This window comes from Bremerella sp. P1 (assembly GCF_028748185.1).
In the GTDB taxonomy this organism is placed as follows: domain Bacteria; phylum Planctomycetota; class Planctomycetia; order Pirellulales; family Pirellulaceae; genus Bremerella.
This window is the reverse complement of the sequence record NZ_CP118164.1, coordinates 4,217,680-4,235,464: the sequence shown is the minus strand read 5'-3', so window position 1 is coordinate 4,235,464 and position 17,785 is coordinate 4,217,680. Positions and strand designations below refer to the sequence as shown.

17 protein-coding genes and 1 tRNA gene are annotated in these 17,785 nt (G+C 55.4%); 7 read left to right on the top strand and 11 right to left on the bottom strand.

Annotation, left to right across the window (positions count from 1 at the left end; all coding sequences use genetic code 11):
* Positions 1-42: 42 nt before the first annotated feature.
* Positions 43-504, bottom strand: coding sequence for a 50S ribosomal protein L13 (gene rplM, locus PSR63_RS17820; RefSeq protein ID WP_105349861.1), 462 nt, complete (start codon positions 502-504; stop codon positions 43-45).
* A gap of 487 nt (positions 505-991) precedes the next feature.
* Between rplM and PSR63_RS17815 the strand changes: the two genes are divergently transcribed.
* The 3 genes from PSR63_RS17815 (at position 992) to PSR63_RS17805 (ending at position 4,195) form a co-directional block, all read left to right on the top strand.
* Complete coding sequence (locus PSR63_RS17815; protein ID WP_274327027.1) at positions 992-2,212, top strand: NAD(P) transhydrogenase subunit alpha; 1,221 nt, start codon at positions 992-994, stop codon at positions 2,210-2,212.
* Positions 2,202-2,711 (top strand): NAD(P) transhydrogenase subunit alpha, encoded by a 510-nt coding sequence (locus PSR63_RS17810; RefSeq protein ID WP_274327026.1) that lies wholly within the window; start codon positions 2,202-2,204, stop codon positions 2,709-2,711. The genes PSR63_RS17815 and PSR63_RS17810 overlap by 11 nt, the downstream gene beginning before the upstream one ends.
* 77 nt (positions 2,712-2,788) lie before the next feature.
* A complete protein-coding gene (locus PSR63_RS17805; protein WP_274327025.1) occupies positions 2,789-4,195 on the top strand; it encodes an NAD(P)(+) transhydrogenase (Re/Si-specific) subunit beta in 1,407 nt (468 codons plus the stop codon).
* An 8-nt stretch (positions 4,196-4,203) separates the two neighbouring features.
* Here PSR63_RS17805 and PSR63_RS17800 read toward each other — a convergent pair whose 3' ends face one another.
* Positions 4,204-4,704, bottom strand: a complete 501-nt coding sequence (locus PSR63_RS17800) for a hypothetical protein (RefSeq protein WP_274327024.1) — start codon at positions 4,702-4,704, stop codon at positions 4,204-4,206.
* A gap of 523 nt (positions 4,705-5,227) precedes the next feature.
* Between PSR63_RS17800 and PSR63_RS17795 the strand changes: the two genes are divergently transcribed.
* The gene (locus PSR63_RS17795; RefSeq protein WP_274327023.1) at positions 5,228-6,625 is read left to right on the top strand and encodes a PP2C family protein-serine/threonine phosphatase; all 1,398 of its coding nucleotides are present in this window, start codon (positions 5,228-5,230) and stop codon (positions 6,623-6,625) included.
* Between the two features lie 93 nt (positions 6,626-6,718).
* A tRNA-Leu gene (locus PSR63_RS17790) sits at positions 6,719-6,804 on the top strand.
* A 51-nt stretch (positions 6,805-6,855) separates the two neighbouring features.
* Here the strand turns inward: PSR63_RS17790 and PSR63_RS17785 are convergent.
* Together PSR63_RS17785 and PSR63_RS17780 are read right to left on the bottom strand one after the other, a co-directional pair.
* On the bottom strand, positions 6,856-7,131 hold the full coding sequence (locus PSR63_RS17785; RefSeq protein WP_274327022.1) for a hypothetical protein: 276 nt from the start codon (positions 7,129-7,131) through the stop codon (positions 6,856-6,858).
* A gap of 93 nt (positions 7,132-7,224) precedes the next feature.
* Complete coding sequence (locus tag PSR63_RS17780; RefSeq protein ID WP_274327021.1) at positions 7,225-8,511, bottom strand: beta-ketoacyl-[acyl-carrier-protein] synthase family protein; 1,287 nt, start codon at positions 8,509-8,511, stop codon at positions 7,225-7,227.
* A 334-nt stretch (positions 8,512-8,845) separates the two neighbouring features.
* On the opposite strand from PSR63_RS17780, the gene PSR63_RS17775 reads away from it, so the two are divergent.
* Positions 8,846-9,328 carry a division/cell wall cluster transcriptional repressor MraZ gene (locus PSR63_RS17775; RefSeq protein WP_274327020.1) on the top strand — a complete coding sequence of 161 codons (483 nt, stop codon included), beginning with the start codon at positions 8,846-8,848 and terminating at the stop codon, positions 9,326-9,328.
* A gap of 469 nt (positions 9,329-9,797) precedes the next feature.
* On the opposite strand, the gene PSR63_RS17770 is transcribed toward PSR63_RS17775, so the two are convergent.
* The 3 genes from PSR63_RS17770 to kdsB form a co-directional block, all read right to left on the bottom strand.
* Positions 9,798-10,211: a DUF1844 domain-containing protein gene (locus tag PSR63_RS17770; protein ID WP_274327019.1), complete on the bottom strand. Its 414-nt coding sequence runs from the start codon at positions 10,209-10,211 to the stop codon at positions 9,798-9,800.
* An 83-nt stretch (positions 10,212-10,294) separates the two neighbouring features.
* Positions 10,295-11,959, bottom strand: a complete 1,665-nt coding sequence (locus PSR63_RS17765) for a CTP synthase (RefSeq protein ID WP_274327018.1) — start codon at positions 11,957-11,959, stop codon at positions 10,295-10,297.
* 184 nt (positions 11,960-12,143) lie between these two features.
* Positions 12,144-12,893, bottom strand: coding sequence for a 3-deoxy-manno-octulosonate cytidylyltransferase (kdsB, locus tag PSR63_RS17760; RefSeq protein WP_274334207.1), 750 nt, complete (start codon positions 12,891-12,893; stop codon positions 12,144-12,146).
* A 228-nt stretch (positions 12,894-13,121) separates the two neighbouring features.
* Here kdsB and glmS point away from each other — a divergent pair, with 228 nt between their 5' ends.
* A complete protein-coding gene (gene glmS, locus PSR63_RS17755; RefSeq protein WP_274327017.1) occupies positions 13,122-14,987 on the top strand; it encodes a glutamine--fructose-6-phosphate transaminase (isomerizing) in 1,866 nt (621 codons plus the stop codon).
* A gap of 13 nt (positions 14,988-15,000) precedes the next feature.
* Here the strand turns inward: glmS and PSR63_RS17750 are convergent, their stop codons facing one another.
* The 4 genes from PSR63_RS17750 to PSR63_RS17735 all read right to left on the bottom strand — a co-directional run bounded on the left by PSR63_RS17750 (position 15,001) and on the right by PSR63_RS17735 (position 17,752).
* A complete protein-coding gene (locus PSR63_RS17750; protein WP_274327016.1) occupies positions 15,001-15,492 on the bottom strand; it encodes a DUF423 domain-containing protein in 492 nt (163 codons plus the stop codon).
* A 58-nt stretch (positions 15,493-15,550) separates the two neighbouring features.
* A complete protein-coding gene (locus tag PSR63_RS17745) occupies positions 15,551-15,934 on the bottom strand; it encodes a hypothetical protein (protein ID WP_274327015.1) in 384 nt (127 codons plus the stop codon).
* 162 nt (positions 15,935-16,096) lie between these two features.
* On the bottom strand, positions 16,097-17,014 hold the full coding sequence (locus tag PSR63_RS17740) for a DUF1559 domain-containing protein (protein ID WP_274327014.1): 918 nt from the start codon (positions 17,012-17,014) through the stop codon (positions 16,097-16,099).
* Between the two features lie 348 nt (positions 17,015-17,362).
* Complete coding sequence (locus PSR63_RS17735) at positions 17,363-17,752, bottom strand: hypothetical protein (protein ID WP_274327013.1); 390 nt, start codon at positions 17,750-17,752, stop codon at positions 17,363-17,365.
* Positions 17,753-17,785 lie beyond the last annotated feature (33 nt).

Here is a 17,785-nt window from a genome sequence, read left to right as displayed (position 1 = left end):
ATCGGAAAAACCTAAGGTGAATCACACCTTCGGCAGCTGGAACTACTTACGCTTCTTCTGGCGAACCTGACCCAGGCCTTCCAGCTTTTCCGGGTTTTGAGCTTGGTGATTGTGTTCGGGGCCCACGAAGATCTTCAGCTTCTCGAGCATCTTGGTGGCCAGCTTGTTCTTGGGAAGCATACGACGAACGGCTTCACGAAGAATCTGATCGGGATGCGCTTCCAATCGTTCTTCGGCCGATTCGCTACGCTGACGCGTGTAACCGGTGTACCAGGTGTAACGCTTCTGTTCCCACTTGCTGCCGGTGAATTTCACCTTTTCAGCATTGACGACAATGACGAAGTCGCCGGTATCGACGTGCGGGGTGTAGGTCGGGCGGTGCTTACCCATCAGACGCACGGCGATGTCGCTGGCCAAACGCCCGACGATTTGATCTTCGCCGTCGACGAGCCACCATTTCTGCTCGACTTGTCCTGGTTTGGCTTGATAAGTTTTGGTCGTCATCGTTTTGTTAATTTCACTACTGGGGCTCAAGCCGGCATCCTGCACATACGCTGGGTGGCTCGAACCACAAAAACCGCGTGGCTTTCGTAAACTAAGTCCCCAAAAGGCCTTACACTTACTGTCGGCATCCTGTGGGAAATTAGAAACACGTATCTTACCGTGGTCGGTGAAACCCCACAAGGGACCGGATTAAGAAAATGCATGCGGAAGTTGGGTAGTCCCCAGTCGCGTCCGCGTTCAGAACAGCAACGAGACGGAGCAGGATGACATCTATCTTCGCTAATGCTAAGAACTTCTCACTTGGCAGCTATCTCTCACCCACTTGAACAATCTCAGGGTTCACAACGCCCGGGGAGTGTGGGACAATCCTTGTCTGACGCTCGCGCCTAGCGGAATGCCGCAAGCCTGAGGTGATATAACAGTGCCATCTGGGCTTGGCAATGACGGATCGTTGATTGACACCAAGTGCTCCCGAGAAAGGCCGACCATGATAGTTGCCGTCTTGCGCGAAAACTTCCCAGGCGAACAGCGTGTTGCCTTGGTTCCAGGCTCTGTCCCTAATCTCACCAAGGCCGGAGCGACTGTTCTTATCGAAAAAGGTGCTGGCACCGCGGCTGGATTTCCCGACCAGCAGTATGTCGACAAAGGTGCCGAGCTGATCGAAAGCCGCCAGGAAGCCTTCGAAAAGGCAGACGTTATCTTCCAGGTCCGTAGCTACGGGGCCAACACCGAAGCAGGCAAAGCCGATCTCGACACCATGAAGCCTGGCCAGATTGTCATCGGCATGGCAGACCCGCTGGGGAATTTGCCAGCGATTCAAGAGGTCGCTTCCAAGCAAGTCAAGCTCTTCGCCCTGGAGATGATTCCCCGAATCACCCGTGCCCAGAGCATGGATGTCCTGTCTTCGCAGGCAACGATCGCCGGTTATCGGGCCGTCCTGCTGGCGGCCATTCACCTGCCGAAGATGTACCCAATGCTGATGACCGCCGCAGGCACACTTTCGCCAGCCCGTGTGTTTGTCATCGGGGCAGGCGTGGCCGGCCTGCAAGCGATCGCCACCGCCAAACGACTTGGCGCGGTCGTCACGGCCTACGATGTTCGACCAGAGGCCAAGGAACAGATCGAAAGCCTCGGAGCCAAGTGCGCTCAGCTTCAACTTGAAGCCGAGGGAACCCAGGACAAAGGTGGCTACGCCAAAGATCTTGGCGAAGAGTTCTACACGAAACAACGGGAATTCATGGGCGAGATTTGTTCGGAAAGCGACGTTGTCATCACAACGGCCGCGATCCCCGGACGAAAGTCTCCGCTGCTTGTCACCTCCGAGGGTATCCGTCGGATGGCCCCCGGCAGCGTTGCCATCGACTTGGCCGCCGAGCGAGGTGGAAACATCGAACCGAGTGAACCAGACCAGACGGTGCACTTCGACGGAATCACAATCCTCGGTCCGACAAACCTGGCCAGTGAAATCCCCAATCACGCCAGCCAAATGTTCTCGCACAATATCACCAAGTTCCTGCTCAACATGGTGAAAGATAAGCAACTTGACGTGAACATGGACGACGAGATCGTGGCAGGTACGATCGCCACCAACGACGGGGAAGTTGTCAGTAGCCGCTTGCGAGAGATGCTCGAGCTACCTCCCCTTTCGCCTCCCGAACCAGAAGCGAACACCGAATCCACCGAACAGGAGAAACCCAGTGATTCGTAGCCTGATTTTCCTGTGCCTGGCACTCGTATTTGTGGGCAGCCTGGGCCTGAATACGTCGATCGCTCAGAGCGACCAAGACGGTACTGAGGTGACTGAAGCCGATCAGGAGAAGGTCACCCCAGCCCCTGAAGAAGAAAGCGCGAAGCAGCCACCTGCCGAAGAACCTGACGAAGAAACAAGCAAGACAGAAGATGCCCAGGCCGCTCCCAAGTACACGAAGTGGACGGCGTTGGTTGGCAGCATCACGATCTTTGTGCTGGCCGTGTTTGTCGGCTTCGAGATTATCACCAAGGTGCCACCGACCCTGCACACTCCATTGATGTCAGGCTCAAACGCGATCTCCGGGATTTCGATTGTTGGTGCGTTGCTCTCGACAGCCTTGGGTGCGAACTGGTTCGCATCGGCATTGGGCCTGTTGGCCATCATCATGGCCACGGTCAATGTGGTTGGCGGTTACATGGTGACTCACCGCATGCTGTCGATGTTCCAAAAGCGATAGAAGAGATGTCGGAGTGCACGCCCCAATTGCGGGCACGTGCCAATGTGGTCGGATTTTAGCAACAAGAAGGAGCAGCCGTGCTCGACTCCCACATCATCGTGAATCTGGTTTACCTGGTTGCCGCCGTCATGTTCATCTTCGGTTTGAAGATGATGGCCCATCCACGTACGGCCGTTCGCGGCAATCTTATTAGCAGCGTGGCGATGCTGATCGCCGTGGTTGTGACGGCCTACCTAATCTTCGCCGACGGAGGTGCCTCGTGGGCAGGATGGCTTTTGATTGCGATTGGCCTGGTGATTGGTGGCGGGATTGGGGTCTTCCTGGCCGTAAAGGTCGAGATGACTCAAATGCCTCAGCTAGTTGCCCTGTTCAATGGTCTCGGCGGCGGGGCTTCCGTCTTTGTAGCCAGCGCCGAACTGCTAGGGCTCACCGATGCGAAAGCAACCGTAGACGTCATGTTGGCGATTGGGATTTCAGGACTGATCGGCACGGTCACCTTTTGGGGGTCGCTTGTCGCATTCGGAAAGCTGCAAGAGCTCGACATCTTCGAGAAACCACTCCCTATCCCTGCCCCGCAAGCATTCAATGCCGTGCTGGCGGTTGTGCTCTTGGTTCTCGTTGCGACCATGGCGTCCACGGGCATGGGCTGGCCCTTTATCTTTGTCTTCGTTTGCGCTACCGCCTTGGGCTTTACGCTGGTCATGCCGATCGGCGGGGCGGACATGCCGGTGGTTATTGCCCTTTTGAATAGCTATTCGGGGCTGGCTGCCGCGGCAACGGGCTTCGTGATCGACAACAATGTGCTGATCATCTCTGGATCGCTGGTCGGGGCGTCGGGGATTATCCTGACACAGATCATGTGCAAGGCGATGAATCGCTCCCTGGTCAATGTCTTGTTCGGCACGATGCAGGCAGGCAGTGGACCGGCCGGCGCTGACAACGAACTCTACGCGACCGTTCGCTCCACATCCGCCGATGACATCGCCATGATCCTGGACAACGCCCAGCGCGTGGTATTCGTGCCCGGTTACGGCTTGGCCGTGGCTCAAGCCCAGCACGCCGTTCGCGACTTGGCTAATCTGCTGAAAGACAAAGGCGTCACCGTTGAATATGCGATTCACCCCGTTGCTGGTCGCATGCCAGGACATATGAACGTCCTTTTGGCCGAAGCCGACGTCCCTTACGATCAGCTGAAAGAAATGGATGAGATCAATCCCACGATGGGTCAGGTCGACGTGGCCATCGTTATCGGGGCCAACGACGTTGTGAATCCGCTGGCCAATACCGACCCGAACAGCCCGATTGCCGGCATGCCCATTATTGAAGTCGACAAGGCCCGCACGGTGATTGTCATCAAACGTAGCCTCAGCCCTGGCTTCGCCAAAATTCCGAATCCACTCTTCGCCGCAGAGAACACACTCATGTTCTTCTCCGACGGCAAAAAGGCGGTACTCGATATCGTTACCGCCGTGAAAGAGCTTTAAGCTCGGCACTACCCAGCGGCTTGCAATTGAAATTCCGATTCACTCCAACTTGGAAGAATCTCGGTCACCCCTTCAATCACGCCCCACTGGCTGCCGTACCAGCGTTCGACTTGCAGCCACTCCTCAGCGGGTATCTCTCTCAAGCAGGCCAACCATCGGCCAGGGTGTGATCCCTCGATCGCGGCAACTCTGCGACAACCTTCGATACTGCGGGCCGAGAGCTCGCCTTCGCTACAGTATTGTCCCCAGGTAATCACACCCACGCTCGAGCGAACGGAAATCCGAAACAGCCCATCGCAAAGCACGTCCGTCATTTCTCGCGTGCCCAGTAAACGGTGCCGCGTCGAAGGTCGCTCGAACGCGCAGTTGGCACTTGGCTCCCACTGATCGTTGGTCGAAAACCAAACCGCCGGCATTCCGCCTGGTGCCCATCGCGGGGTTTGGGGCTTCAGTTTTCCGCTTTCAAAAATGGCGTCGACATGACGCCCTGTCGTGTAATGCCAAAACATGTCCTTTGCTCCACAAGTACGTTCACCAAGACTACTGTTCCGATGTTCAGTGATCGCGTGGACACGTTAGGTCACACGAATTGCCGGTTTGATGAAAGCCCGAAGAAGCCCATGGGCAAAATTTGACCGCGCCAACGGCACTGTTCGCCCAAGCCGCATATTCGGAACACGAGTCTGAGAAACTACGAAGACTAGCTAATGTGTAGCGACAAGGGTGACGATTCGAATACTAGGTGGCGATGGATACCACCGCGATGAGTGTGCGCCTTCGAGGAGGATGGCTTAGCATTTATCACCCCAGGTCACGGACGAAGCATGATTTCCGAAACTTCAGTACGTGGCCCGATCAATGCCCCGACAGATTCCCAACTATTTGCGAGTCCACCGCGAAGAGACGCAAGCCAGTGAACCCACCAGGCAAGAAGCCTATCCAGGGTTATCCAAGATCTCTGCAGCACTGACGGATTTAACCGGATTCGGACTCGCTCTTCGCGAAGAACCTTCCACCAAAAAGGGGAAACGCATGTCGCAGCAACATGTGACTCGGGGCGGAAAAATGGCGAGGCTTGAGCTTCATTCGCATGAAGGCGCGAAGACAAGCGCTGTCGATGATGCCGTCATGCTCGAAAACCTCGGCGGACTAGCTGGTGGCCTTGAGTTCCTGCTGGCCGAAATCGACCGACTCCGTGTTGCGGTTCGTCAACGAGAAGCCGAACTCGCCACGCATATTCCCGTCGTCGCCCACCCGGCCGTCGATCACCTGGCCGACCGACTCGAAGCCGCGTTGGCCTCGGCTGTCGAAGTCACCGGCGCTACGGCTGCAGGGCTGTATGTGCTTGACGACGCAACAAGCGAGCTCAAGCTTCGCGCTGGCCACAACCTTCCCGAAAGCCGTCTGCTCGATCCACCGCGGTCGCTCGAAGGTAGCCTGGCCGATCTGGAAGCACTTTCCGGTAACGCCGTCGTCCTAGAAGACACCATGCTTCTTCCTCACTGGCCATGCCCGGAAGATGTCCCTTCTGCGGTTTGCATTCCCGTCGCGACGTCGACGACCCCCCTGGGAACCCTCTGGATATTTGCCGAAGAGTCTCGTGATTTCAGCGATCGCGAAACCAACCTTCTCGAGATCATCGCCGGCAAGCTGGCCGTCGACCTGGAACGAGATCAACTGATCGCCGAACGCCGCACGACACAAAAGCTCGCTCGACAAAAGAATCAGATCGCTGATCGCCAAAAAGCTCAGCTTCCCAACGTCAAACCGCTAGTCGAAGGATGGGACGTCTCTGCCTGGACGCAGCAAGGCAACGAAATGGGAGGCGACTTCCATGACTGGGCGGTCATCGAAGATGGCAAGCTGGCAATTTTCGTGGGCGACGCCATGGACGATAACTTCGACGCGGTAATGACGTCGACGAGCCTGGCGACCGCAGTGAAAGCCAACTGCCGGATTGCTCATACGGCCGAGGTCATGCTCGACCGAGTGAATCGAACTTTCTGGGCCGCTTCGGCCGGCGATCATTTCGCCTCGCTCGCCTACGCGATCTTCGACCCCATGCTCGGCACGATGGAAGCCGGATCGTGCGGACACGTCCAGGGCTTTGCCTTCAAGCAGAACTCCGTCCGACCGCTATGGAACAACTCCTGGCCCTTGGGTAGCGGCCCCGAAGTTGAACCGGAACTGGCCACGGCAATGCTCCAGCCTGGCGAGGTCATGGCCCTGCTCTCTTCCGGATTGATCGAAACGCTCCGCGAACTGGATGGCAAAAACTGGCAGGCCAAGTTCTGCGACCTGGTGGTTCGTCACCTCGATTTGCCTTCGGACAGGATCCTACGGTCCGTTCAAGAACGACTCAATCGAGCAGCTTTATCGATCTCGCTGGATAAGACGCTCGTTTTCGTTAAACGCAAAGAGGACAACTAGTTCGCGCGAACTTTGCGCGGTCCCGGGTGTCCCCTACTTGACCTTTCAAGGCTTTTGCGTAGACTGCTTTGTTTGGCGAAAAGCCGAAATTGTGGGCTCGTGGCGGAATTGGCAGACGCGCTAGGTTGAGGGCCTAGTGTCCGCTTTAGGACGTGCTGGTTCGACTCCAGTCGGGCCCACTTGAACAAGGACTTGCGATTCATTTCGCAGGTCCTTTTTTCATGCGCAGATCAGAAAACCGATCCACCAGAAGCAGTCTGGGATGATCCGGCCTTGATCACTGCCTGGACATACTTGGCCACCATATCTGGTTCGACGCCTGCATGCTCGGCGATATCCCGGACGACCTTCTCCATATCTTGCCCGGCTTTGACCCGATTCAGAATGATCGGCAAATACGATTCGACCTGCTTCACGATCCGCTTGGTCAAAAGGCCCGAGTCGGTCAGCTTGGGACCCTGCCCCTTTTTGGGCTTCTTAAGCGGCGGAAGTTTGAACTCTGACATGGGTGATACGCCGTCGACAGAAATGCTGAATTTGCAGAGCTTCTATCGTAACACGGCCCCGTCCCAAAATCAGCGGACGCAGCAATATTTTCGCTAAGCAGCCGCTGCCCGGCGCAAATCGTCCGAGCGTCGTTCTGGATAAGCAAACCCAGATTGCGAGTCATTCCAGCGGCGAAGGGCCACGGCAACCAAGTGCCCGCCAAAGGCCACAGAAAGCTTCAAAGCATGCTGGATCTTCTGCTCTCGTCCGACCAACGGAACGCAGTCCATGTCGACCTCGGGGTCGATGCTGCGAAGATTAGACGTCGGTGGAACGAAGCCGTCACGCAGTGCCAGCGCGGTCATGGCAAGTTCAATACTGCCCGAAGCATTCAAAGAATGCCCGACCATCGACTTGATACTACTGGCACAGAGTCGATTGGTAAACGGACCAAAAGCGGCACGGATACCACGAGCTTCGTTGACATCGTTTTGCTGGGTGCCGGTACCATGGCAATTAATGTAGTCGACATCTCGCGGACCCAAATCGCTCGACTTTAAGGTGATCCGCAAGAGACGCTCCAGAGCGTCACTTTGCATATCGATTCCAGTCACATGGTGCGCCTCGGCCAGCATGCGGCAACCGAGGACTTCCGAGTAAATCTTTGCCCCGCGAGCCAACGCATGGCTTAACCGTTCAACCACGAACATGGCCGAGCCTTCTCCAATGACAAAACCATTGCGTGTTTTGTCGAATGGACGGCAAGCATGCACGGGATCGGCGTCGTCCGACAAGACGCGCATCTTACGAAAGCCGGCGACGAACAATGGGTCGATGGCTTCGGCACTGCCCGCCAAGGCGATATCGCATTGACGGTCTCGAATCGCGCGGACGGCACAGCCGAGTTCTACCAAACCGCTGGCACATGCAGTCGAATGCGAAAGACGAGGACCGTCCAGACCGAATGTGTGAGCGACATGATAGGACGGCGTGCACGGGAAAAACTGCTCGTGAGGAAGCCCACCAGCAACTGGCCAGGTCTTACCGGGAAGATCAAGGACATTGAAAATCGACCGGGCGTCTCCCATGCCGGCACTGACCGCGCAACCGAATCGGGTTCGATCAATACTGCCAAAGTCTACGTGTGCGTCTTTGAGTGCTTCGGCGGCGGCGATTTCGTTGAGCGTGAGAATCTTCAGGCGGGGTTCGTAACCTTCCGGCAGATCAACCGGGGCCCCCAGCACTAAGTTGTCTTCAATGGGAGAAATGCCGGTCATCCGGCGAATTCCGCACGTTCCGCGCTGAATCGACGACCAGGTCGATTCTCGATCCTTTCCGACCGATGTGATCAGTCCGATTCCGGTGATGACAACCGGATCTTTCGCGTCTTCTTTGGTCACGTTGCGTATTCCAACCGCTCGAGTGCCATAGCTGCCTCGCCGCTTGATCTCCCTATCGAGCGGGCTATCGAGGCCATCGTGTGGGAAAGTTACCCAATCCCGGATTTCAGTTCCAGTTCAGTTTCTTGAGAACGCATCCGAAAGAAATGCCCGAGAAAACCGCATATCTGTAAAGAATTGCCAAATTTCTCTCAAGAAAGGTTGCGAAACGGCGCGCACCGGATAAACTCTTTGCTGTGGGAAATTAACCCACAGAGGATTAAAACACATTACTGATGTGGGAAACTAACCCAAAAGGGCGTTTGGCGGTTTTCCTGTATGAAAACAAAAACGCATGGGGTCGGACGAGTTCATTCTGGGGGAATACAGCCGCACGCTGGACGACCGGTTCCGGTTGTCGATTCCCACGCAGATTACCGACCTGGTTTCTCCAAAAGGGGACGACCTCATCCTGGTCAAAGAACGACCGGGATGCTTGAGCTTATGGAACGGGCCGCAGTGGCAAGGAAAGCTGGATGCCGGAGTGAACCTGGTTCACGCGAAGATCGCCGCCGGCAAGCTGGAAAACAAAATTGCGGACGTCCAACTCTTGGGTCGACTACTTTCCACACGACAACGCAACGTCACGCTGGCCGGAAAAGGGAGATTGCTGATACCGGAGGGATTTCGGGAATTCTTGGGGGTCGAAGCCGGCGGAGAAGTCTTAATCGTCGGGGCTGCCGTGTGTGTCGAAATCTGGAAGCCCGAAGCGTGGCTCAACAATCTCGAAGAGAAGATGCCGGAATTCCGATCCTTGCTGGATCAGCTCAGCGGCTAACACGAAATCAAATGGAGTCACTCGTTTGCTAGGGAATTGATCGACCGTCGTTAACCCTGTTTTGTTCCGTCGACGACTCGGATCAATCACAAGATACCAGGGATGGCCTTTCAGGCATGGATGCCTACCTTTAAATTCCCCAGCAAACTACGGCCCCGCGGTTGAGAATAGTCCACTCAACCGCGGGGCTTTTTTTGTGCCCGATCCGACTCATCATTCAAACGCTAGACCCACTCGACTGGTGATTCACTGAGGTTTATAGAGCAGAAATCACTCCCGTCACCCCTTAACGAGACGGAAACAACCGTCCCAACAGGAAGTCGCGGAGACTTTACTGTGTAGACCTTCGCCGTAATGAAAGCTCGAAAGATACGCTCGTCTTCTAACTGAACTGACCAACCGCCCCCTTGAAGCATCTTTCCACCTGGGCCAGCTTTGATGACGAATGCTTTAAAGTGCATGGGGCCATCTACTTCGAATCCACGTAAGCCATTCGCAGCTGATGCAGCACGCTTTCGAGCGCGGCATTCTCTTGCGGATCAAGATTCCCCTTGGTCTTTTCTTCCAGCACCGCCAAAAGATCGATCATATGCTTGGCGACCTCGGGGTGCTTGGACGCTTGCCCGGTAGCTGGATCGGGGATATGCCCCATCGCAGCAAAAGCCTGGGTGGCAAGCATTGAGATCAAGAGCGTGAAATCCGCCGGCGGAAACTGTCCGGCACCCGGTGCCGAGGCAACTTCAGGCTCAGGCTCAGGCTCAAGGGGCGGCGAAGAAGGTTCCGCTTCGGGCTCCTCCTTCAGATTCTCTTTCTCTTGGCGGACTTGCTCTTTCCAATCGCTATCAATAATGATCTTCTTTTCCGGATCTTTTTCTTCGCTCATGGCATGATCTCTGGTCCCCTCTCCCTCAATGGGGATAGGGTCGGGGCAAGGGATTCAAAATCAGCGCGAATTCGAGAGCGAAACTATGCGTCCGCTGGCTCGGAAGAAGGCTTGGTCGATTGCTGCTTATCCTTCTGCGCATCCCGTCGTCGACGGGCAATTGCCGCACCCACGAAGCCTGCGAATAGCGGATGAGCCTGGATCGGCTTGCTTTTGAATTCCGGGTGGAATTGAACCGCGACAAACCAAGGATGCTCTTCGATCTCAAGGATCTCGACGAGCGACTTGTCTGGCTTCAATCCCGAAAACCGCAGACCGTGACTCTTGAACTGGTCGCGATAGACGTTGTTGAATTCGTAGCGATGGCGATGCCGCTCGCTGATTTCTTCTTCACCGTACGCTTCGCGGGCATACGTACCTTCTTCCAACGCACAAGGCTGCGTCCCCAGACGCATGGTTCCGCCCTTGTCGGTGATATTTTTTTGCTCGTCCAGCAAACAAATCACCGGATGCGGCGTGTGCTTGTCGAATTCGGTTGAGTGAGCCCCTTCCAGTCCGACGACATTGCGGGCAAATTCGATAGCGGCACACTGCATCCCGAGACAAATCCCCAGGAAAGGAATACCACGCTCACGAGCGTATCGAATCGCTTCGACCTTGCCTTCGATGCCGCGTTCGCCGAAACCGCCTGGTACGAGGATTCCGTCGAAGCCAGCCAGCATGCGTTCGGCCCCTTCGGTTTCCAGCGTTTCGCTCTGAATACGACCGACGCGGATTTGCGACTTGTGATGAATGCCGGCGTGGTCGATCGCTTCGTAAATCGACTTGTAGGCATCTTTGTGCTCGGCGTACTTACCCACGACCGCAATGCTGATCTCGTGGTCAGGGTAACGCAGCGTATGCAGAATCTCTTGCCATGGGGTCAAGTCGACGGACGAAACTTGGGGCAGTCCCAACTTGCCGGCGATCAAATCGTCCAAGTTGTTATCGTGCAGACTGATCGGCACTTCATAGATCGAGAAGTCCTTGTCCTTTTCCTCGATAACGGCCTCAATCGGCACGTTACAGAACAATGCGATCTTCTCACGATCGTCGCGGCTCAAGTTGCGTTCGGTACGACAGATCAGAATATCTGGCTGGATACCGATTTCACGAAGTTGTCCAACCGAGTGCTGAGTCGGCTTGGTCTTCAGTTCGCCGGCGGCCTTCAAGTAAGGAACCAGCGTCAGGTGAATGAACAAGCAGTTTTCCCGGCCGACCGTCTGAGGAAACTGACGAATCGCTTCCAGAAACGGCTGACTTTCGATGTCACCGACCGTACCGCCAATTTCGGTGATAATCACATCGGTATCGTCATCACCCAGCTTACGAATCACCGACTTGATTTCATCGGTAATGTGCGGAATAACCTGGACCGTCTTGCCGAGGAACTCGCCGCGACGCTCTTTATTGATGACCGACATGTAGATTTGGCCGGTCGTGTAGTTCGAGTCGCGCGTCAGCGGACTATTGGTGAATCGCTCGTAGTGACCGAGGTCGAGGTCGGTCTCGCTGCCGTCATCCAGCACGTAAACTTCGCCGTGCTGATACGGGCTCATGGTCCCTGGGTCGACGTTGATATAGGGGTCAAGCTTCTGCATCTTGACCTTGAGGCCGCGCTGCTCGAGGAGCATCCCGACCGAGGCGCTGGTCAAACCCTTGCCAAGTGAACTAACAACGCCGCCGGTAACGAAAATATGTTTTGCCATGAAGTTGCTTGGGCCCAGAGACCTTCCATGCTTCGGAGCAGAAAGAAACATGCCGCGACGCACTGCCTTAGCCGACTCTGGATTTACAAATCCAAGCCATTAAAGCCACTTAATGCCCGGCCAACGGGAATTAAATGAAACCCCATGGAAACCAAAGAAGTGCCGCTAGCGTGAAACCACTATCCTAGCGATTGCACATCTTTTTGACAAACGCCGCATAGTCATCTGGGGTATCGATTCCGATACTTGGCTCGGCGATGGTCCCGACCAAAATGGTCTCGCCCATTTCCAAAACTCGCAACTGTTCAAGCTTTTCCAGTTGTTCGAGATCCGATGGCGGGGCGGTCGCCAGTTTCAACAGAAAATCTCGGCGATAGGCGTAGATGCCCAAATGCTGCAAAAAGGCTGGCTTTTCCGCGTGGAGGCCGCTTTCGTAGCCATCGCGGACGTGCGGAATCGGACTACGGCTGAAATATAACGCTCGGCCGTTGTCCCCACAGACCACTTTCACGCACGCGGGATCCCGCAACTTTTCCATCGATCGGATAGGGGTGGCGAGGGTAGCCATCGAGACATCCGGATTCACTTCCAGCAGAAACCGGACTCGCTCGATCGCCTCGGCAGAGATCTCAGGCTCGTCCCCTTGGACGTTGATAAAAATATCGATGTCAGGGCGGGCCCTCGCAACTTCCGCCACGCGATCGGTACCGCTAGCACACGACTCGCTGGTCATGATCGCTTCGCCACCGAAATCGCAAACGGCATTTTCAATCGATGGATGATCGGTCGCCACGATCACGCCGCAATTGCCCTGGGCCTGACATGCCGCTTCGTAAGTGTGCTGAATGAGCGGCTTGCCGGTCTCGGCCAACAAGAGCTTTTGGGGAAGTCGTGTTGATTGCAGCCGTGCGGGAATGACAACAAGACTGTTCAGAGCCAGCGATACGGCACGTTCCATGGCCATCGGTCGAATCCATTCTAAGGACGAATATCGCGTGATCCGCACGCGAACTGCCATCAGCATAAGCGGTTTGGCCCCGAAAAATGAAGGGCAGTTCCCAGGGGAAACTTCAATCGATCTTCGTATAACCCCACGACTCTGCTAAGCTTTCCGGCGATAGCATAGAAGGATTTATCACACCACGCGGAAGGGAAACGGGCCATGTGTGGCATTGTCGGGTACGTCGGAGATCACCGAGCAGCAGACTTTCTCCTGGAAGGCCTGCGGCGTCTGGAATACCGCGGATACGACAGCGCAGGCATTGCGGCCGTGGATCGCAATTCTCACATTCACATTGTGAAGACAGCCGGTCGCATTGACTCTTTGGCCGATCGACTGGCGGATGAGATGCCCGTCGGCACCACCGGCATCGGACATACGCGTTGGGCGACGCACGGCCCCGCGACGCAGACAAATGCTCACCCTCACCCGGGACCACACGGCGATATCGTTGTGGTTCATAACGGAGTGATCGAAAACTATGCGGCACTCAAGAATCGACTCCAGCAAAAGGGATATCAATTCCAAAGCGACACCGATACCGAGGTGATCGCGTTCATGCTGGAGGATGGTTTCAAGCAACTTTCGATTCCACCTGGCAAAGCCCCAAGCGATGATGCACTTGTGGGACTGATCCAAAAAGTTCTGGCGCAGCTCCAAGGGACTTACGGTGTCGGTATCCTCTTCCGCTGCCGGCCCGATCTGGTGATTGCCGCACGGCTGGGTAGTCCGCTGGTGATCGGCGTATCGGAAGACGCCCACTTCCTGGCCAGCGATGCCTCGCCTCTGGTTGGCTATACCGACAAGATCGTTTACCTGACCGATCACCAAGTCGCGCTGATCAAAGCCGACTCGCTGCAAATCGCTCACCGTGACCTGGGTGAGGTCACCCACAGCGTCGAGAAGCTCGAGATTGCTTCCGGGGATGTCGAACTCGGGGACTTCGAGCACTACATGCTTAAGGAAATCTTCGAGCAGCCTCAGTCGATCGAAAACGCAATGCGTGGACGTTTGAATCTCGACAATGCGACCGCCGTTTTTGGAGGGCTCAATCTGACGCCCCAGGAACTCCGCGGCGTGGACCGAATCCTTCTCACCGCGTGTGGCACCAGCTGGCATGCGGCGATGGTCGGAGAATACCTGATCGAAGAGATGGCGCGGATTCCAGTCGAAGTGGAGTACGCCTCAGAACTTCGCTACCGCAACCCACCGGTACCACGTCGCACGCTGGTGTTTGGCATTACGCAAAGTGGCGAAACGGCCGATACGCTCGCCGCTTTGCGAGAGATGAAACGCAAAGGTCATCCGACGCTGGCCATTTGCAATGTCGTTGGAAGCAGCATTGCCCAAGAGGCGGACGGGGGCATCTATCTGCACGCCGGCCCCGAAGTGGGCGTGGCTTCTACCAAAGCATACACATCGCAACTCGTCGTGATGGCGATGCTGGGGCTTTATTTTGGTCGCCTCAATCACCTGAGCTTCGACCAAGGCTACCGCATCATCCGCGCGATGCAGGCCCTTCCCGATGCTGTTCGTAAAGCACTGACCACCCAAGACCAGGCTCGCAAGATTGCAGAAAAGTACCAGACCTCGAACAACTTCCTGTACCTGGGTCGCTACTTCAACTTCCCGACCGCCCTGGAAGGCGCCTTGAAGCTGAAAGAAATCAGCTACATCCATGCGGAAGGCTACCCTGCCGCGGAACTCAAGCACGGGCCGATTGCCTTGGTCGATGAAAACACGCCAAGCGTCTTCATCATGCCGCAGGGGGTCGTCTACGACAAAGTGATGAGCAACCTGCAAGAGATCAAAGCCCGTGGTGGCCCCGTGATTGCCATCGCCAGCGAAGACGATCACGAGATCGACAACTACGCCGACGATGTGATTCGCATTCCAACGGTCGAAGAATTCCTGCAGCCAATCGTCTCTGTGATACCATTGCAATTCATTGCGTACCACATTGCCCTGCTACGCGGCTGCGATGTCGACAAGCCGCGAAACCTGGCCAAGAGTGTGACGGTGGAATAAAGTCTGGCAATCGCTACGCTTCTGTCGCCACGGCTGGGCGAACTGAAATCGCCGCTATGAAAAGCCCAATCCAGCCAGCCAGCAAAAACATGGCGCCGACCGACGCAAAGACGGCAAATGTCGGTGCATCGAAAACAGCAGCGACGGCCGTGCCACATCCAAATAGCAGGGTACCTACCGCAAAGCCAATGCCACCAATCGCCTGCCCCCAGCCTCCCTGGGAAGCAAGTCCCAGGACGGTCAGGGCAAGCGTATGGAAGGCAATATAGCGTAGGCCGTCTTGATACGACTCCCAACGCTGGGCACTTTCCTGCCGGTCCACCGTGCTGATCTCCATGACCGCTGGTCCGGGTGAACCATCAGCCAGCGGAGGCCCGGCAACCATGACAGCCTTTTCCTTCAGGTCGTCACTGAATTTCATCTTCGCATAGGGCTCGCCAATGGGACCTCCAATGACAACCACCATCCCGAAGAATGCGCCCAGAATAAGGTTGTATCGAATCATGCTTCCAATTCTCGACTTGGTCTGAAAGGGCCGTAAGAGGTAAACGTTCGCGGAGACACTACCGACGCCTTCTTACCTTGCTGCTGAGATCAAAGTCGATCTGAGCGTCTTCGTTTACCGAGGCTGAAAGCCCGGTCGGATCAGTCACATAAGTCCAAGGAATGACTTTATTCGCGGACGTAAAACCAGCAATCTTCACGTTCTTTTCGCCTGGAACACATTCCAGTTCGTAGTTGCCATCAATCACCTTTCCTGTGGCAACGAGGCTGCCTCCATCCATTGGGGAAAAGATCACGCTCCCATCATGAACGGGAATACCATCCAACGTGACCATACCGGTGACCGTAAACTTCTGCGGTTCGCTAGAACAACCGAGCGTCACCAAGATACCCATAACTAATAAGACAGCACCAAAACGCTCTGCGATGGTCCATGAATTCATCAGTTCAATCCTTGCGATTAATACGCCGTATGAATGAAAGATCGTTGCGCGAAACGACGTAGCCTTCGTTGACTACTTCAACTCGCTTGCGGGGAAGCCGTATCCATCGAATCGGCAGGCGAAGGTGCGTGCCGATCTAATCAACAACGAATGATGGTTCGCTTAGAACGAAGTGATCACGTTGCCATCAGCTCGATTAGAAAGATTTTGCAGATTGACCGTGTTGATCGTTTCCGGCAGGAAAGATGCCGATCCATCGGCACGAGTCACCATCGCTCCACCAGGGTGTGCACTTCGCAGAGGATAGGCAGTCATTGCCCCAGGACTCAGTGGAATCTCCTGCGTGTCGCGCCATGGGTTCTCGGCATCGGCTCCCGAGGGCACGAAGTCCGGAGCAGGCGTATTGACGCCATAGACCGTGCAGAACATTGATTCCATCGCCCAGCCGTTCCAGTAATTGCCGATCGTGCAATTTGCTTGCGGGCTCTGTCGGATTTCGCCAAACATCAGCGTGTTGCTCGTTCCGTCGGTAATGTCTTTCAAGTTGATGTGTGACCCGGCAAAGAAGAGACCACTCATCATCGAGGCCTGCTTCGAATTCCAGCGGCCCATCACCTCATGGGTCGCGTTAGCCACATAGTTTCCCTGAAAACCATCATTGCCGACCTTGCCTCCCCACGGATCGGATGGGCAAACGAAGCCTTCCACGACCGTTCTCCGGACATTGGCATCCCAGGTATTAGCCGAAGACAACCCCATGTTCGGTTTCACTGTGTCGTACATGGCTGACTGTTCGACGAAGGGAAGCAGCGCGACAAACCATGTCGAACGATTGGGGTTTTGAGAAGTATCTTCTTCCTGCTGGCCGTTGAACTGACCGTATGGAAAGCTTTGGAACGTATCGTGATAGTTGTGCATCGCCAGCCCGAGTTGCTTCAGGTGGTTGGTGCATTGAATACGTCGAGCCGCCTCACGAGCTTGCTGCACTGCGGGAAGCAGAAGCGCGATCAGCACTCCAATGATGGCGATCACCACCAAAAGCTCCACCAGCGTAAATCCCTTTGCCTTGGTTGTTGACATGGTTCTTTCCAAATCAGGAAGTGAAGGAAATAGAAGAATCGAGCATGTCGAACTCAACGCAATCCAACAGAGCACGACGGTCGTCGTTGCGTTTATTGCGTGCGTTTCGTCTTGCCCACCGAGTGCATGAAGGGGTGGTGGTGAGATTGAGAAGTATTGTGACAGCACCCGCAACAAAGTTCATTGCGAATTCCAATTTTTACCGTTTTCAATTTGCTCCAACCTGAACAACATCTGCTCACTTCCTTGGGTTGGGGACATTCTCGTCCTCTGCGCATAAATTAGGGGCGGACCATCGACGCCTCACTGCCGATCGTCCGCCCCCAAGGCTCCTTAGGATGCTTCCTTCTATGATTGGACGCTGATATCGAACGTCCCATTTTCCTTGGGAATATCCGCACGCGTGCGGAATGGCCCACCAGGAATAGGGCGTCCCAACATCATCGAGGTACCGGGTTCGCCGTTACCGTCGAAAGCCTCGACGATGATCTTCTGCGGACCACCGACCACTCCCTTTCCATAATCTGTTTCGTAGCGTCCCTCGTGAATTTCAGCGATCGCCATCGGGCCTTTGTTCCCTTGCGATGCATCCGGCTCGAACTGAACGGTGCCTGCCACCACAGGCTTACCATTCAATAAAACCTCGCCGGAAATTTGATACCTCGAAGGCCCATCCGAAGTAGACTCAGCACATCCGCAACAGCAGACGCCGAGAGTCAACAAAATCAGAAAACGCATATCATACCTTTCGCGCTGTGTGTCTTTAGCTAC

Coding starts and splice junctions, on each gene's coding strand:
- rplM (WP_105349861.1), bottom strand. CDS start 504: ATGACGACCAAAACTTATCAAGCCAAACCAGGACAAGTCGAGCAGAAA.
- PSR63_RS17815 (WP_274327027.1), top strand. CDS start 992: ATGATAGTTGCCGTCTTGCGCGAAAACTTCCCAGGCGAACAGCGTGTT.
- PSR63_RS17800 (WP_274327024.1), bottom strand. CDS start 4,704: ATGTTTTGGCATTACACGACAGGGCGTCATGTCGACGCCATTTTTGAA.
- PSR63_RS17795 (WP_274327023.1), top strand. CDS start 5,228: ATGTCGCAGCAACATGTGACTCGGGGCGGAAAAATGGCGAGGCTTGAG.
- PSR63_RS17785 (WP_274327022.1), bottom strand. CDS start 7,131: ATGTCAGAGTTCAAACTTCCGCCGCTTAAGAAGCCCAAAAAGGGGCAG.
- PSR63_RS17775 (WP_274327020.1), top strand. CDS start 8,846: ATGGGGTCGGACGAGTTCATTCTGGGGGAATACAGCCGCACGCTGGAC.
- PSR63_RS17770 (WP_274327019.1), bottom strand. CDS start 10,211: ATGAGCGAAGAAAAAGATCCGGAAAAGAAGATCATTATTGATAGCGAT.
- PSR63_RS17765 (WP_274327018.1), bottom strand. CDS start 11,959: ATGGCAAAACATATTTTCGTTACCGGCGGCGTTGTTAGTTCACTTGGC.
- glmS (WP_274327017.1), top strand. CDS start 13,122: ATGTGTGGCATTGTCGGGTACGTCGGAGATCACCGAGCAGCAGACTTT.
- PSR63_RS17750 (WP_274327016.1), bottom strand. CDS start 15,492: ATGATTCGATACAACCTTATTCTGGGCGCATTCTTCGGGATGGTGGTT.
- PSR63_RS17745 (WP_274327015.1), bottom strand. CDS start 15,934: ATGAATTCATGGACCATCGCAGAGCGTTTTGGTGCTGTCTTATTAGTT.
- PSR63_RS17740 (WP_274327014.1), bottom strand. CDS start 17,014: ATGTCAACAACCAAGGCAAAGGGATTTACGCTGGTGGAGCTTTTGGTG.
- PSR63_RS17735 (WP_274327013.1), bottom strand. CDS start 17,752: ATGCGTTTTCTGATTTTGTTGACTCTCGGCGTCTGCTGTTGCGGATGT.